Here is a 15,584-nt window from a genome sequence, read left to right on the forward strand (position 1 = left end):
GGCTCCCACGCCGTTTCGGCCCCCGACCGTCATTTCGGGCGGAGCGTCGACGCTCGGTTACCGTGGACGGCGCCATGAAGGACCCCGACGAGTTCGACCAGTTCTACCAGGACGTCCGCGACCGCCTGCTCGTGCTGACGTACTGCCTGACCGGCGACCTCCCGTCCTCGCGCGCCGCCGTGCGGGACGCCTTCGTCGTCGCGTGGCACCACTGGCGCAAGGTCTCGAAGCTCGAGGACCCCGAGGCGTGGACCCGGGTGCGGGCGTGCGCCCACGCACAGCGCCGGCACACCGCCAAGCTCTGGCACCGCGAGAAGGGCCTCGACCCCGAGGTGAAGGCCACCCTGGACGCGCTCGGGAAGCTCCCCCTGGCCCAGCGTCGGGTGCTGCTGCTCACCGAGCTGTCCACCGCCTCGATGGCCGAGATCGCACGCGAGGCGGGCCTCCCCCGCACCGACGCGGAGCGCGCGCTGCAGACGGCGGCCTCGCAGTTCGCCCTCGCCCGTGACGTCCCCACGACCGGGCTGCGGTCGGTGTTCGAGCCGGTCCGCGCCCACGTGGTCGGCGCCGGCCGCTGGCCGCGCGCCACGATCATCCGCCGCGCGGGCGCCACCCGTCGTCGTACGCACACCGTGATCGGCACCGTGGCCACGGTGGCGGCCCTGGTCGTCACCGGAACCCTCGTGAGCGACGCCGCCGGCGTCCGGCCGACGCTGACCGGAGAGCGGGTCGAGGCCGGCCAGCCGCACAGCAAGGCGGCCCAGCCGACCCCGGAGCCGGCGGACCTGCCGGAGGAGGCGCTGCTCGTCCCCGAGCAGGTCTCCAAAGCGACGCCGGGCAGGACCTGGACACTGACGAGGACCGACGACAACAGCGCCGGCAGCGGCATCGTGATGCCGTGCCAGGGCCAGCGGTACGCCGACCCGCGCGGCACGGCCGCCCTGGTCCGGACCTTCGACCCGATGAAGGCGCCGAAGGCGGCGCCCGCCCCGACCGCCGTGCAGACCGTCCAGGCCTCGGCGTCCGAGAAGGCGGCGAACCGCGGGTACGCCACCGCGCTCGGCTGGTTCGCCGGCTGCCACGACGACCGGGCCCAGCTGGTCGGCACGCACACCGTCGGCGGGGTCGGCGACGACGCGATGCTGCTCGTGCTCCGCACCTGGGACGGGGCCGGGTCGAGCCTGGTCGCGGGCGTCGCCCGCACCGGCGAGCTCACCACGACCACCCTCACCCGGACGCCGGTCGGCGAGCAGCCGTCGCTCCAGCACTCCGCCCGGCTGCTGGCGGACGCGGTGTCGGGCCTCTGCAACCTCCAGGACGCCGGCTCCTGTGCCTTCGACCCGGTCGTCCGCGATGCCGCGCCCGTGCCCGCAGCGCCGGTGCCGGCGATGCTCGCCGAGGTCGACCTGCCGCCAGTGACCGGTGTCGACCGCCCGTGGGTCGGCACCGAGCCGCGGCAGGCGAGGTCGAACGCCGCCTCCACCGGGTGCGACCAGACGGACTTCAGCGGGACGTCCAACAACGTCACCCGCACGTTCCTGGTGCCGGGCGCAGACCTCCCCGACCAGTTCGGGCTCACCGAGACCGTCGGATCGCTGCCGGCCAAGATGGCTGCGGCGTTCGTCGACGCCATCCGCGCCGACCTCGCGAAGTGCTCGGACAAGCAGATGGGCACCGAGGTCACCCCGGTCAGGAAGGTCGAGGAGAAGGGTCGCGACGTCTCCGTCTGGCACGTGAGCACCGAGATCAGCGACCACCAGACCGTCGAGTACCTGATGGGCGTCGCCCGGGACGGCACCTCGATCGCCCAGGTCGGCTTCGTCCCCGCCCCCAAGGTCGGCTTCGCCCCCGGCGCGTTCGTCGCCATCGTGGATCGCGCGCTGGCGCGGCTCGACGCGATGCCGCCGCCGAAGGGCTAGTCCGGAAATTCCCCCGGTTGCCGTGCAACCGTGTGCGCGGGTGAGGCGTATCCCTCCCGACTCAGCGCCCCGCTGAGTCGCACACGAGACGGGACGGGTCGATGGACGAACGCGAGTTCGACGACTTCTACTCCGCGTCGTTCCAGCGGGTCACGGCACAGGTGTACGCCATGATCGGCAACCGCGACGAGGCGCAGGAGTGCGTCCAGGAGGCGTTCGCCAGGGCCTGGGCACACCGCAGGAAGCTGGACCGGGCGGAGCACCCCGAGGCCTGGGTGCGCACCACGGCGTACCGGCTGGCTGTCAGCCGCTGGCGGCGTACCGTCCGCAGCCGCCGCCCGGTGGACCGGGCGGTCGGGCTGCCCACCGAGACCGCCGCTCCCAGCGAGGCGCACGTGGCGCTGGTCGCCGCGCTCAAGCGGCTCCCCGAGGCGCAGCGGCAGACGCTGGTGCTGCACCACATCGCCGACCTGCCCGTGCAGGAGGTCGCCCGCGAGATGGGCGTCCCCGAAGGAACCGTCAAGGCCCGGCTCAGCCGCGGCCGCACCGCGCTCGCCGCACTGCTCGGAACCGAAGGAGCGAGTCATGCCTGACCCCATCGATGAGCTCGAAGGCTTCACCATGCCCCACACCACCCCGCTGCCTCCCGGAGAGGTGCGCCGGCGCGGCGACCGGATCCGCCGGCGCAACAACGCCATCGCCGCCGTCGGCGGCCTCGCCGTCATCGCGGCCATCGCCACGCCGTTCGCGGTGATGGCGAACGACCGCACGTCCTCGGAGCCGCCGGTCGCGCCGTCCCCGTCACCCTCGGTCACGTGGGTGCACGAGATCCCGGCGAGCTTCCCGCTCACCGAGGGCATGCCGGCCTCCACGAAGACCCGGGACGACTACGAGCAGCAGGCCGTCGACGTCTGCGAGAGCGAGGCGTGGAACCCGGACGGGAGCACGACCGACATCCGCCAGGCCATCTACACCGGGGAGACCGAGGGCGGGGCCGACCGGACGCTGGCGCTCTACCCGAGCGAGCGCGACGCCGACGCCGCCCTCCAGGCCCTCGACGCGAACGTCGAGGGGTGTGCGGCGCAGACCACCGGCAAGAACCGCTCGGCAGAGGTGGTGCCGTCGGAGATCGGCGACGGGTCGATCGTGTACGCCGACCACATGTCCGACGCCGGCGACATGTTCGTCCACCAGGTCGTCCGCGTCGGCAACGCACTCCTCGTCGACACGACCTACGCCATGGGCGGTGGCGACCCGCAGGTGGTCCAGCAGACCGCTGACCTTCTCGAGGAGCGCTCGACCGACGTCGTCGCCGCGATGTGCGAGTTCGGTCCCGGCGATTGCTGATGACACGCGCGGGCTGCGGTTGGGGGCGAACGAGACCCCGGCGCGTCCTAGGATCGGCCTCGATGTCCCGGTAGCGACAGACCGCGGCGGCATGAGATTCCGGAGATCGGTGTCGAAGAACCCGGCGACCGTTCGACGTACGTGCGAGAAGCAGAACCAGCAACCACGAGGAGTGATCGAGATGCCGCGTTTCATGGGATTCGTGCGGATGGAAGAGGGCGTCGGGACGCCCCCGCAGGCGCTGTTCGACGCGATGGACGCCCACATCGGCGAACGCGCCGCCTCGGGCGTGTTCCTCGACGGGGGCGGCCTGTTCGGCACCGAGGACGCCGTGAACTTCGTGGTCCGTCAGGGCGAGGTCAGCCGCGTCGACGGGCCGTACGCCGAGGCCAAGGAGGTCGTCGGCGGCTGGGCGCTGATGCAGTACGACTCCCTGGAGGAGGCCGTGGCCGACCAGGAGGAGTTCGCGGCGCTGCACGCGAAGCACTGGCCCGAGGTCAGCATGGTCGCGACCCTGCGCCAGGTCTCCGAAGGCCCGGACGCCCCCGGCGAGTGACGGACGGCGAACGGCCCCGGACGAGACCGTCCGGGGCCGTTCGCGTGTCGAGCTCAGAGGCTCTTGAGGATCTCCCGCATCAGCTCGGCGGTCTCGGACGGCGTCTTGCCGACCTTGACGCCGACGGCCTCGAGGGCCTCCTTCTTCGCCTGGGCGGTGCCGGACGAGCCGGACACGATGGCGCCGGCGTGGCCCATCGTCTTGCCCTCGGGCGCGGTGAAGCCGGCGACGTAGCCGACGACCGGCTTGGTGACGTGGTCCTTGATGTACGCCGCCGCACGCTCCTCGGCGTCGCCGCCGATCTCGCCGATCATCACGATCGCCTTGGTGTCGGGGTCCGCCTCGAACGCCTCGAGCGCGTCGATGTGGGTGGTGCCGATGACCGGGTCGCCGCCGATGCCGATAGCGGTCGAGAAGCCGTGGTCCCGCAGCTCGAACATCATCTGGTAGGTCAGCGTGCCGGACTTCGAGACCAGGCCGACCGGGCCCGTTCCCGCGATCGTGTGCGGGGTGATCCCGGCCAGCGACTCGCCGGGCGTGATGATGCCGGGGCAGTTCGGGCCGATCATCCGGGTCTGCTTGCCCTGCAGGTAGGACCACACCTCGGCGGTGTCCTGGACGGGCACCCCCTCGGTGATGACCACCAGCAGGCCGATGCCGGCGTCGATGGCCTCGATGCAGGCGTCCTTGGTGAACGCCGGCGGCACGAAGACGACCGACACGTCGGCGCCGGTCTCGGCCATCGCCTCCTTGACGGTCCCGAACACCGGCAGCTCCTGGCCGCCGAGCTCGACGGAGGTGCCCGCCTTGCGCGCGTTCACGCCGCCGACGATGTTCGAGCCGGCGTCGAGCATCAGGGTGGTGTGCTTGGAGCCCATCCCGCCCGTCATGCCCTGGACGATGATCTTGGAGTCCTTGTTGAGGTAGATAGACATCTGCTTCTCGTCCTTACGCGTTCGCGAGCTCGGCGGCCTTGTCGGCCGCACCGTCCATCGTGTCGACCAGGGTCACCAGCGGGTGGTCCAGCTCCTGGAGGATCCGGCGTCCCTCCGCCACGTTGTTGCCGTCGAGGCGTACGACGAGGGGCTTGTTCTCCTCGTCACCGAGGATCTCCAGCGCGCCCTTGATGCCGTTCGCGACCTCGTCGCACGCCGTGATGCCGCCGAAGACGTTCACGAACACGCTCTTGACCTGCGGGTCGTGCAGGATCACGTCGAGGCCGTCGGCCATCACCTGTGCGTTCGCGCCGCCGCCGATGTCGAGGAAGTTCGCCGGCTTCACGCCGCCGTGCTTCTCACCGGCGTACGCGACGACGTCGAGCGTGGACATGACCAGCCCGGCGCCGTTGCCGATGATGCCGACCTGGCCGTCGAGCTTGACGTAGTTGAGGCCCTTGTCCTTGGCCTTCGCCTCGAGCGGGTCGGCCTCCTCGCGGATCTCGAACTGCTCGTGGTCCGGGTGCCGGACCTCGGAGGCGTTGTCGTCCAGCGACACCTTGCCGTCCAGCGCCTCGAGCTTGTCGTCGGCCAGCCGCGCGAGCGGGTTGACCTCGACCAGCGTGGCGTCCTCCTCGACGAAGACCCGGTAAAGCGACTGGATCATCGCCACGGCCTGCTCGAAGACGGGCTCGGGGAACTTCGCCTCGGTGGCGATCGCCCGGGCCTTCGCCTCGTCGACGCCGGCGCCGGGGTCGATCGGGATCTGCTTCACGGCGTCCGGGTTGGTCTTGGCGACCTCCTCGATCTCGACGCCGCCCTCGACGGAGGCGATGCACAGGTACCGGCGGTTCGCGCGGTCGAGCAGGAAGGAGAAGTAGTACTCCTCCTCCGGCGGGGTCGCCGGCGTGACCAGGACCCGGTTGACCCGGAGGCCCTTGATCTCCATGCCCAGGATGTTCGACGCGTGCTCGAACGCCTCGTCGGCGGTCTTGGCGAGCTTCACGCCGCCCGCCTTGCCGCGGCCGCCGGCCTTGACCTGCGCCTTGACGACGGTCACACCGCCGATCTCCTCGGCGGCCGCCTTCGCGGCCTCGGCGGTCTCGACGACGACGCCGAGCGTCGTCACCACACCGTGCTTGGCGAAGAGCTCCTTCGCCTGGTACTCCATCAGATCCACTGATCCACCAAGTCTCTAGTCGGAGCGGGCGGGCGCTGCCCATGGCATTCCACAGGGCGCCCGCGACGTGCTCAGGGGTGTCCGTCGCACCTTAGTCCCGGCCTCGGGCGTACGACGAGGGCGGGCCGACGTGACGTGGGGCACCCCTCGGTGAGGTCTCGGCCCGCGGTCACTCGGCGAAGTGCTCGGCCACCCAGCCGGTGATCTCGGTGGTCGGGGCGCCCGGCGTGAACACCTTGGCGACGCCGATCTCCTCGAGCAGCGGGATGTCCTCCTCCGGGATGATCCCGCCTCCGAACACCACGATGTCCGACGCGTCGCGCTCGCGGAGCAGCTCGACGAGCTTCTTGAACAGCGTCATGTGCGCGCCCGAGAGCACGGAGAGACCGATCAGGTCGGCGTCCTCCTGGATCGCGGTCTCGACGATCTGCTCCGGCGTCTGGTGCAGGCCGGTGTAGACCACCTCGTGGCCGGCGTCCCGCAGCGCGCGAGCGACGATCTTCGCGCCCCGGTCATGCCCGTCGAGGCCGGGCTTGCCGACCACGATCCGGATCCGTCGCGTGGGGGCGGTGCTCGTCATGAGCGCAGGCTAGCCGACGCGTGAGGAGGGTCACGCCTCGGCCCGGGGCGGGGGCGGTGTCGGTCGACCGGAGGTCGACCTCCAGAATTACCCACTGAGCGCCGCATCGATTCCCCACGACCGTGATCAGTCCGTTACAGTCGGGCCTCGCCGTCTGAACCCCCGAGCAGCGGAGAGAATATTCATGGGTAACCACCGAGCGGATCGTCGCGGCCCCAGCCGCCGTCCCTCGGACCTCCCGACCCCGGTCGCCGCCGCGACCACCGCGGTCGGGAAGCGCAGGGCCGACAAGCCCGCGAAGGCCGACCGCATCGAACGTGCCGCAGCGATCACCGCCGCACCCACGACCGAGAACGAGCAGCCCCGTCCGAGCCAGAAGTCCCACGGCACCCCCGCCGGCAAGCGCGTCGCCAGCCGCCACTCCTCGACGCGCGGCCCCCTCTTCCGCGGCCTGCCCTCCCCTCCGATCCTGCTCGGCGTCGCGGCCCTCGCGATCTCCGCGGGCGGCGCGCTCACGGCGGCGGGCGGCGGCCTGGGCGACGACGCCGCGAAGTTCAGCCAGGCCAGCGCCCTCAGCGGCGCCAGCGACGTCTCCAGCGTCAGCCTGCTCGACCGCCAGACGGTCTCGCGCGACTCGCGCCGCGACGCCCTCGCGGACGCTGCCGACGCCCAGCTCGTCGACCAGGCCGAGAGCCAGCTCAAGCAGCGCGACGCCGCGCTGGCGAAGTTCGCGCAGCAGGCCGAGCAGCAGGCGGCCAAGCTCAAGCTCAACCAGTGGGTGCTGCCGGTCGACCCGGGCGCCTACCACCTGACCGCCGGCTTCGGTGAGTACTCCGGCCTCTGGTCGCACTTCCACACCGGCCTGGACTTCGCGGCGCCCACCGGCACCCCGATCCACGCGGTCGCGAACGGTGTCGTCACCTCCGTCGGGTACGACGGCGCGTACGGCAACAAGACCGTGATCACCCTGGACGACGGCACCGAGCTCTGGTTCTGCCACCAGAACTCCTACGCCGTGGACGTCGGCCAGGAGGTCCACGCCGGCGACCTGATCGGCTACGTCGGCTCCACCGGCAACACCACCGGTCCGCACCTCCACCTCGAGGTCCGGCCCGGCGCCGGCGACCCGGTCGACCCGTACGAGGCCCTGGTGGTCCACGGGCTGCACCCGTGATCTGAGCGGCGGAGCCGGTCAGATCGATGGTGGTCGAGTAGCTCGGCGCGACTGAGGGACGAAGTCGCGGCGGGCGTATCGAGACCCGTCGGGTTGAGCGGCTCGTCCTCGGCCCGGCACCTCATCGGGTCTCGATACGCCGTCGCTCGTTCCTCACGACGGCTACTCGACCAACGAGCGGCCCACCTCACCGGGTCCCGATCCGCCAACGAGGAGGGTCAGAGCTTCTCCACGGGCGCGTAGCGCAGCAGCAGCCGCTTCACGCCCTCGGACCCGAAGTCGATCGACGCGACGGTCTTGTCGGCGGCGCCCTCGAGCGCGACCACGGTGCCCATGCCGAAGGAGTCGTGCAGCACCCGGTCGCCGGGCTCCAGGCTCGGGATCTCGCGGGCCGGCTTCGCCCGTGCGGCGGCGTCGGCGCGCACGGCCGCCGCGGAGAAGTTCCGTCGGCCCGCCGCGGTCGGCTCGCCGAAGCGCTGACCGCCGGAGAGGTCCGGCCGGCCCCACCGAGTCTGCGCGGCCTCGGTGCGCCGCCAGTCCACGAGGTCGACGGGGAGCTCGTCGAGGAACCGGGAGCCGGGGTTGTGCGACGGCGCGCCCCAGGCGGACCGCACGACGGCACGCGAGAGGTAGAGGCGCTCGCGGGCGCGGGTGACCCCGACGTACGCCAGCCGGCGCTCCTCCTCGAGCTCGGGCTGGTCGCCGAGGGCGCGGGCGTGCGGGAACACGCCGTCCTCGAGCCCGGTCAGGAACACCACCGGGAACTCCAGCCCCTTCGCGGTGTGCAGGGTCATCAGCGTGACCACGCCGGACTGGTCCGGGTCGTCGTCGGGGATCTGGTCGGCGTCCGCGACCAGTGCGACCCGCTCCAGGAAGTCGCCGAGCCCGGGCGCGACCGTGCCCGCCTCGACGTCGGCGGGGTCGGCGGACGGGCCGGCCTGGGGGTCGTCGGCGAACTCGCGGGCGACCGCGACGAGCTCGGCCAGGTTCTCCAGCCGGGTCTCGTCCTGCGGGTCGTCGCTCTCCTCGAGGGAGGTGAGGTAGCCCGACCGCGCGAGGGTGGCCTCCAGGACGACGTCGGGGCGCTCACCCCCGTCCACCATCGACTGGAGCTCCTCGACCATCGCCACGAACCCCTGGATCTGGGTCAGGGACCGGGTCGCGAGGCCGGGGGCGTCCTCCGCCCTGCGCAGCGCCTCCCAGAACGTGATCCGGTCGCGCTCGGCGAGCGCGTTCACGCAGGCCACCGCGCGGTCGCCGATGCCGCGCTTGGGGGTGTTCAGGATCCGCCGCAGCGACACCTGGTCGGCGGGGTTGACCAGCATCCGCAGGTACGCCAGCGCGTCGCGGACCTCACGCCGCTCGTAGAACCGCACGCCGCCGACGACCTTGTACGGCATGCCGAGGCGGATGAAGACCTCCTCGAACACTCGCGACTGCGCGTTGGTCCGGTAGAAGACGGCCACGTCGCCGGGCCGGTAGGCCTTCGCGTCGGTGAGCTTGTCGATCTCCTCGCTGACGAACCGCGCCTCGTCGTGCTCGTCGTCCGCGACGTACCCCACGATCCGCTCACCGTCGCCCGCGTCCGACCAGAGCCGCTTGTCCTTGCGCCCCTTGTTGTGCCCGATCACGGAGTTGGCGGCGGTCAGGATGGTCTGCGTGGAGCGGTAGTTCTGCTCGAGCAGGATCGAGGTGGCGTTCGGGAAGTCCTGCTCGAAGTCGAGGATGTTGCGGATGTTCGCGCCGCGGAACGCGTAGATCGACTGGTCCGCGTCACCGACCACCATCAACTCGGCCGGCTCGACCCGCTCGGGCTCGGTCAGCCCCTTCTCCTCCAGCGGGTCCGCGCACAGCTCGTGGATGAAGGCGTACTGCGCGTGGTTGGTGTCCTGGTACTCGTCGACCAGCACGTGCCGGAACCGCCGCCGGTAGGTCTCGCGGACCTCCGGGAACTGCTGGAACAGGTGCACGGTGAGCATGATCAGGTCGTCGAAGTCCAGGGCATTCGCCTCGCGGAGGCGCCGCTGGTAGGTCGTGTACGCCGCGGCGTACGTCTCCTCGAGGTGGTTGCGCGCGTCCTTGGTCGCGTCCTCGGCGTCGCGCAGCTCGTTCTTCTGGTTCGAGACCCAGTGCAGCAGCGCTCCGGGCTGGTAGCGGCGCGGGTCGAGGTCCAGGTCGTTGCAGACCAGCGTCATCAACCGCTTCTGGTCGGCCGCGTCGTAGATGGAGAAGTTGGACTTGTAGCCCAGCCCCACCTTGTCGAACGCAGTGACCTCCTTGCGGAGGATCCGCACGCAGGCCGAGTGGAACGTCGAGACCCACATGATCCGGGCGCGCTTGCCGACCAGCTCCTCGACCCGCTCCTTCATCTCGGCGGCCGCCTTGTTGGTGAAGGTGATCGCCAGGATCGAGCCCGGGTGGGCCTTCCGCTCCTGGATCAGCCACGCGATCCGGCGGGTCAGCACCCGGGTCTTGCCGGAGCCGGCGCCGGCCACGACGAGCAGCGGCGCGCCCTCGTGGACGACGGCCGCGCGCTGCGGCTCGTTGAGCCCCTCGAGGAGCTCCTCGGCGGTGGGACCGCTCCTGGTGGTGCGGGGTTCGTCGGGCGCGACGGACTCGAGTCCGGGAAGCGGTATCGGGCTGCTCATCTCGGTGCCCAGCCTACGGCGGGGCACCGACGCGTCACCGGGGCCGGTTCACACCCAGAAGACGGCGACGCAGATGTTGCCGACGGTCAGCAGCAGGAGCAGCGCCCACAGGCCCTTCGAGATGCTCGGCTTGCGCAGGTTGGCCATCACCAGGACCAGGATCAGCAGCGCGACGACGCCCTTCACCGCGATCTTGGCGTGGTTCACGTCCTGGTCGTCGGCCTCGAGCACGCCGACCAGCGCGAGGCCCGCGACGAACGCCGTCCCGATGCCGTCCCGCATGAGCGCGTTGACCGACTTCTCCGGGCTGCGTGCCTGGACGAGCAGACCGCCCAGGAGGGCGGCGAAACCGAGGATGTGGATCACGAGGAGAAGGTGCCGCAGGAACTCCATGCGGGGATCCTAGTGAGGCTCCCGGTCAGAGCAGACGGCGGTCCGACGCCCAGCGGGTGAGCTCGTGCCGGGAGGAGAGCTGGAGCTTGCGGAGCACGCTCGACATGTGGGTCTCGACGGTCTTGATCGAGATGAACAGCTCCTTGGCCACCTCCTTGTAGGCGTAGCCGCGGGCGATCAGCCGCATCACCTCCCGCTCGCGCTCGGTGAGCCGGTCCAGGTCCTCGTCGACCGCGGACACCTCGATCGTGCCGCTGAACGCGTCCAGCACGAAGCCGGCCAGCCGCGGCGAGAACACCGCATCGCCCTCGGACACCCGCTGGATCGCCTGCACCAGCTCGGGCCCGGTGATGGTCTTGGTGACGTAGCCGCGCGCACCTCCGCGGATGGTGCCGATCACGTCCTCGGCGGCATCGCTCACCGACAGCGCGAGGTAGCGGGTCTCGGGAGAGGCGCCGGTGGCCGTGACCTTGCGCATCACCTCGACCCCACCGCCGCCGGGCAGGTGCACGTCGAGCAGCACGACGGAGGGGCGGTACGCCGACACGGCCGCGACCGCCTCGTCGACGTCGGCCGCCTCGGCGAGCACGTCCACGAGGCCGTGGCCGGCGCTCTCGAGCTCCGCGCGGACCCCGCGCCGGAACATCGCGTGGTCGTCGACGATGACGACGCTGATCGGGTCACTCATGGCTCTCCTCCTGGGACTGACGGGCGAGGTGCAGCCGGACCTCGGTGCCCTCGCCGGGAGCGGACCGGACCTCGGCCGTCCCGCCGTGGCGCTGCATGCGGTCCACGATGCTGTGGCGGACGCCGTACCGGTCCGACGGCACGCCGGCCGGGTCGAAGCCCTTGCCGCGGTCCCGGACGAACACGTCGACCGCGGCCGGCGTGACCTCGGCGTACACGTCGACCCGGCCGGTCCCGGCGTGCTTCGCGGCGTTGGTGACCGCCTCGCCCGCGGCCTTCACGAGCGGTCCGAGCTGCTCGTCGAGGTCGCAGTCGCCGACCGAGACGACGTCCACCGAGACGGCGTACTCGTCCTCCACCCGGGCCGCGACGCCGCGCAGCGCGCTGGCGACGGTGCGCTCGTCGGTCGACTCCCCGGCGTACAGCCAGGCCCGCAGGTCGCGCTCCTGGGCCCGGGCCAGCCGCGCGACCGTCGCGCCGTCGTCGGAGTTCTTCTGGATCAACGCGAGCGTCTGCAGCACGGAGTCGTGCAGGTGCGCGGCGACGTCGGCGCGCTCCTGGGTCCGCACGCGCTCGGCACGCTCGTCGGTGAGGTCGGCGGCGAGCCGGTAGATCCACGGACCGATCACGATGCCGAGGCCCACGACCGTGAGGATCGCGGCGACCGCCACGTCGCGGGCCATCGAGACCGAGCCGCCGTGCGCCGAGTAGAGCACCAGGGCCAGCAGGATCAGCAGCACGCCGACCGCGACCCGGGCGTACGACGCCCAGCCGCCGCGGCCGAACACCACTCGCACCGGGTCGATCCGTCCGGAGCTGTCCAGCCACCGCTCACGCTGTGCCTCGTCGGCCTGCCGCCAGAGCAGGCCGATGCCGACGATGCCGATCAGCAGCGGCCAGAAGACCGCGCCCCGGCCGAGCACCGCGTCGAGCAGGAGGATCGCGCCGAGACCGAGCGCGGCCAGCGCGATCACGGGACCGATGTCGCCCAGCCGGCGCATCCGGCCCGGGCGACGGCCGCCGCGGGTCGCGCTCTCGATGCCGGGCGCGCCGGTCTCGAAGTGCGAGTCCGACGGCAGCATCCACCACAGGCCGGCGTACAGCGCGACGCCCATGCCACCGAGGAACGCCGCCAGCACGAAGCCCGCGCGCACCCACAGGACAGGGACGCCGAGGTGCCGGGCGAGTCCGGAGGCGACGCCGCCGAAGATCGGCTCCTGCGTGTCGCGGGCGGCGCGCCGGCCGCCGAGCGGGACCGTCGCGTCGGCGGTGGTGTGGGGACTGCTCATCGTGGCTCAATCGTCACACAGCGGGAGGCCCCCCACCATGAGGGTGGACCCCGGCCCGACCCTGACCGCGGATCGCCTCCCCCGGCCCAGGATCAGGGGCGTCCCCGATGGTCCCGAGGCGTGCGGAGCGACAACCTTGGTGCCATGACCACCACCCCACCCGAAGCACCGTCCGGCGGGCCGACCGGCCCCCGGGTCACCGGCGACCAGGTCCGCGACCTGGGCCGCCTCCGCCGCTCCCGCGCCGACCGCAAGGTCGCGGGTGTCGCCGGGGGCCTCGCCCGCCACCTCGACGTCGACCCGCTGATCCTGCGTGTCGCGTTCGTGGTGCTGGTGTTCTTCGGCGGCGCCGGCCTGATCCTGTACGGCGCCTGCTGGCTGTTGGTCCCCGACGACGGCGCCGAGCGGGCGGCCATCCACCTCGACGACCGCAGCCGCTCGGTCGCGCTGCTGATCGTCGGCGTGGTCGCCGCGGCGGCGCTCATCGGCGACTCGTGGGGCGCCTTCTGGTTCCCCTGGCCGGTCGCCGTCGTCGCGCTGATCGCCCTGTGGCTGCTGACGCGCAACAATCCGCAGTCCCCCGCCGCGCCCGCGGCGGCGCCGCCGCCGCCCGCCGCCTCCGGCCCGGTGCCCCCGGCGTACCCCGCCGCCCCCCAGACCTACCAGACCTACCAGCCCTACCAGCCCTACGTGCCGCCGGTGACCTACACGCGGCCGCCGAACCCGCGCAAGCGCGGCCCGATCCTGTTCTGGTTCACGCTGGCGCTGATCGCCTTCGGCGAGGGCCTGCTCGGGATCATCGACCTGGCCGGGGCGAACGTCGCCGGCCCGGCGTACCCGGCCCTCGCCGTCGCCATCTGTGGCGCGATGCTGGTCCTCGGCGCGTTCTTCGGTCGCGCGGGCGGCATCATCCTCCTCGGCCTGGTCGCCGCGGTCGCGCTGGCCGCTTCCACCGCAGCCGACAAGATCGACACCGACTCGGTGTCGGTCGCGCCCACGACGGCCGCAGCCGTCGACTCGACGTACTCCCTCGGCGTCGGTGAGCAGCACGTCGACCTCACCCGGGTCGCCGACCTCGACAGCCTCGACGGGCGCACGATCCACGTCGACGGTGACCTCGGTTCCATCGACGTGACCCTGCCCGAGGGCGTGCGCGTGCTGGTCGACGCCCGCGTCCACGGACCCGGCGACATCAAGCTGTTCGGGGACGAGCACGGCGGCATCGACATCGAGCAGCAGCGCACCGCCGGCGCCCCCGGCGACCCCACCGTCACGCTGGACCTCGAGCTCAGCGTCGGCACGATCGAGGTGACCCGATGAACCGCGAGTCCGCACGCCACCCCGTCAACGTCGGCCACCTGGTGATGGGCATCGCCTTCCTCGGGATGGTCGGTGTCTGGGCCCTGGTCCAGGCCGACGCCGTCGGGAACGGCGACGTCCGCTGGCTGCTGCCGGTCCCGTGGGTCCTCGCGGGCCTCGGCGGCCTGCTCGCAATCGGGCTGTCCAGCAGCCGCAAGTGGACGACCCGACAGACCGGCTGGGTCACCAACGACGCCACAGCCGACACCGACGACACCGACGACACCGAGGAGCTCCGATGAACGACCTGCGCATGAAGAACCTGGTACGCCGACGCGACGACCGGATGGTCGCCGGGGTGTGCGCCGGGGTGGCTGACCACCTCGGCGTGGACGTGACGCTCGTCCGGGTCGCGGCCGTCGTGGGGCTGGTGTTCAGCTTCGGCGCCGCCCTCGTCGCCTACGTCGCGGCGTGGATCCTGATGCCGGAGGTCTGAAGCCGGCACGCCTCGAGCGTGCTGACGGCGGGAAGGACGTGCACCCGGATGACAGGATGACGGCCATGACCAGTCCCCGCCTCGGGCCCAGCCTGGGACGCATCGAGACCGTTCCCGCTCTGGACCGCCCCGACCTGCTGGCCGCGCCGGTCCTCGCCGCACTGACCTCCTGGTCGCACGCCGACCGCGTCGGGGTGGTCGAGATCGATCCCGCCCTCGCCGACACGGCCGCGCTGGCGGAGGCGTACGCGCTCGGCATGGACACCGGCGCGAACTGCGTCGTCGTCGCCGGCCGCCGGGACGGCGTCGAGCGGGTCGCGGCCTGCCTGGTCCGGGCCGACACCCGCGCGGACGTCAACAACCTGGTCAAGCGCACCCTCGACGTCCGCAAGGCGTCGTTCCTCACGATGGACCGCGCCGTGGAGGAGTCCGGCATGGAGTACGGCGGCATCACCCCGGTCGGCATGCCCGAGGAGTGGCGACTGCTCGTCGACCCGCGCGTCCTGGACATCGAGGTCGCCGTGATCGGCTCCGGCGTCCGCAGGTCCAAGCTGCTGATCCCGGGCGCCCTCGCGGGTGAGCTACCGGGAGCCGAGGTCGTGCCAGGGTTGGCGTCGTGACCGACGGGCGTAACGAGACCGAGGAGGAGCGGCTCGACCGGAAGTGGAACGACCTCCTCCAGGAGCTGCGGGTCATGCAGACCGGCGCGCAGCTGACCGCCGGCTTCCTGCTGACCCTGCCCTTCCAGTCGACGTTCCAGGACCTGGACGACTTCGCGACCGGCCTCTACCTCACGCTGGTGGTGCTGGCCGCGCTGACGACCGCGCTGGTGCTGGCGCCGGTCGCGATCCACCGCCGGCTCTCCGGTCGCCACATCAAGGAGCGGCTCGTCAACACCGCGCACCGGCTCGTGTACGGCGTCCTCACGTGCCTGACGTTCCTCGTGTCCGGCATGGTGATGCTGATCTTCGACGTCGTGGTGGACCGCACCTACGCCGTCGTCGCGTCGGGGTCGATCTTCCTGGTGCTCGTGCTGCTGCTCGCGGTGCTGCCGCTGTCCCTGGTGCGGAGCGACGACTAG

Annotated in this window: 17 protein-coding genes; 10 read left to right on the top strand and 7 right to left on the bottom strand. The window is 71.8% G+C overall.

Annotated features, from left to right (window positions below):
* Positions 1-74 precede the first annotated feature (74 nt).
* From ACVW2K_RS20880 to ACVW2K_RS20895, 4 genes are all read left to right on the top strand, one after another.
* Positions 75-1,919 (top strand): hypothetical protein, encoded by a 1,845-nt coding sequence (locus ACVW2K_RS20880; RefSeq protein WP_457203825.1) that lies wholly within the window; start codon positions 75-77, stop codon positions 1,917-1,919.
* A 101-nt stretch (positions 1,920-2,020) separates the two neighbouring features.
* Positions 2,021-2,512 carry an RNA polymerase sigma factor gene (locus ACVW2K_RS20885; RefSeq protein ID WP_028635659.1) on the top strand — a complete coding sequence of 164 codons (492 nt, stop codon included), beginning with the start codon at positions 2,021-2,023 and terminating at the stop codon, positions 2,510-2,512.
* Complete coding sequence (locus ACVW2K_RS20890) at positions 2,505-3,266, top strand: hypothetical protein (RefSeq protein ID WP_457203826.1); 762 nt, start codon at positions 2,505-2,507, stop codon at positions 3,264-3,266. Before ACVW2K_RS20885 ends, ACVW2K_RS20890 begins: the two co-directional genes overlap by 8 nt.
* Positions 3,267-3,447: 181 nt before the next feature.
* Entirely contained in the window at positions 3,448-3,822 is a 375-nt protein-coding gene (locus ACVW2K_RS20895; protein ID WP_036569016.1) for a YciI family protein, read from the top strand.
* A gap of 53 nt (positions 3,823-3,875) precedes the next feature.
* Here ACVW2K_RS20895 and sucD read toward each other — a convergent pair whose 3' ends face one another.
* The 3 genes from sucD to ACVW2K_RS20910 all read right to left on the bottom strand — a co-directional run bounded on the left by sucD (position 3,876) and on the right by ACVW2K_RS20910 (position 6,517).
* Positions 3,876-4,757: a succinate--CoA ligase subunit alpha gene (gene sucD / locus ACVW2K_RS20900; RefSeq protein ID WP_028635656.1), complete on the bottom strand. Its 882-nt coding sequence runs from the start codon at positions 4,755-4,757 to the stop codon at positions 3,876-3,878.
* A gap of 13 nt (positions 4,758-4,770) precedes the next feature.
* Positions 4,771-5,937: an ADP-forming succinate--CoA ligase subunit beta gene (gene sucC / locus ACVW2K_RS20905; protein WP_028635655.1), complete on the bottom strand. Its 1,167-nt coding sequence runs from the start codon at positions 5,935-5,937 to the stop codon at positions 4,771-4,773.
* A 169-nt stretch (positions 5,938-6,106) separates the two neighbouring features.
* Entirely contained in the window at positions 6,107-6,517 is a 411-nt protein-coding gene (locus ACVW2K_RS20910; RefSeq protein WP_028635654.1) for a cobalamin B12-binding domain-containing protein, read from the bottom strand.
* A gap of 184 nt (positions 6,518-6,701) precedes the next feature.
* On the opposite strand from ACVW2K_RS20910, the gene ACVW2K_RS20915 reads away from it, so the two are divergent.
* Entirely contained in the window at positions 6,702-7,691 is a 990-nt protein-coding gene (locus ACVW2K_RS20915) for a M23 family metallopeptidase (RefSeq protein WP_051548516.1), read from the top strand.
* Positions 7,692-7,909: 218 nt separating this feature from the next.
* Here ACVW2K_RS20915 and pcrA read toward each other — a convergent pair whose 3' ends face one another.
* Genes pcrA through ACVW2K_RS20935 form a run of 4 tightly spaced genes read right to left on the bottom strand, consistent with a single transcriptional unit; the run spans position 7,910 to position 12,708 of the window.
* Positions 7,910-10,339, bottom strand: a complete 2,430-nt coding sequence (pcrA, locus tag ACVW2K_RS20920) for a DNA helicase PcrA (protein WP_036568976.1) — start codon at positions 10,337-10,339, stop codon at positions 7,910-7,912.
* 48 nt (positions 10,340-10,387) lie between these two features.
* Positions 10,388-10,732, bottom strand: a complete 345-nt coding sequence (locus tag ACVW2K_RS20925; RefSeq protein ID WP_028635652.1) for a hypothetical protein — start codon at positions 10,730-10,732, stop codon at positions 10,388-10,390.
* Positions 10,733-10,757: 25 nt separating this feature from the next.
* Complete coding sequence (locus ACVW2K_RS20930; RefSeq protein WP_457203827.1) at positions 10,758-11,420, bottom strand: LuxR C-terminal-related transcriptional regulator; 663 nt, start codon at positions 11,418-11,420, stop codon at positions 10,758-10,760.
* Positions 11,413-12,708, bottom strand: a complete 1,296-nt coding sequence (locus ACVW2K_RS20935) for an ATP-binding protein (protein WP_457203828.1) — start codon at positions 12,706-12,708, stop codon at positions 11,413-11,415. The genes ACVW2K_RS20930 and ACVW2K_RS20935 overlap by 8 nt, the downstream gene beginning before the upstream one ends.
* A gap of 144 nt (positions 12,709-12,852) precedes the next feature.
* Between ACVW2K_RS20935 and ACVW2K_RS20940 the strand changes: the two genes are divergently transcribed.
* From ACVW2K_RS20940 to ACVW2K_RS20960, 5 genes are all read left to right on the top strand, one after another.
* Positions 12,853-14,028 (top strand): PspC domain-containing protein, encoded by a 1,176-nt coding sequence (locus ACVW2K_RS20940; RefSeq protein WP_457203829.1) that lies wholly within the window; start codon positions 12,853-12,855, stop codon positions 14,026-14,028.
* Entirely contained in the window at positions 14,025-14,309 is a 285-nt protein-coding gene (locus ACVW2K_RS20945; RefSeq protein ID WP_457203830.1) for a hypothetical protein, read from the top strand. Before ACVW2K_RS20940 ends, ACVW2K_RS20945 begins: the two co-directional genes overlap by 4 nt.
* On the top strand, positions 14,306-14,503 hold the full coding sequence (locus ACVW2K_RS20950) for a PspC domain-containing protein (RefSeq protein WP_028635647.1): 198 nt from the start codon (positions 14,306-14,308) through the stop codon (positions 14,501-14,503). The genes ACVW2K_RS20945 and ACVW2K_RS20950 overlap by 4 nt, the downstream gene beginning before the upstream one ends.
* Positions 14,504-14,568: 65 nt before the next feature.
* Positions 14,569-15,123: a YbaK/EbsC family protein gene (locus ACVW2K_RS20955; RefSeq protein ID WP_457203831.1), complete on the top strand. Its 555-nt coding sequence runs from the start codon at positions 14,569-14,571 to the stop codon at positions 15,121-15,123.
* Entirely contained in the window at positions 15,120-15,584 is a 465-nt protein-coding gene (locus tag ACVW2K_RS20960) for a DUF6328 family protein (protein ID WP_457203832.1), read from the top strand. Before ACVW2K_RS20955 ends, ACVW2K_RS20960 begins: the two co-directional genes overlap by 4 nt.

The sequence above is a fragment of the Nocardioides sp. HB32 genome, from assembly GCF_054058995.1.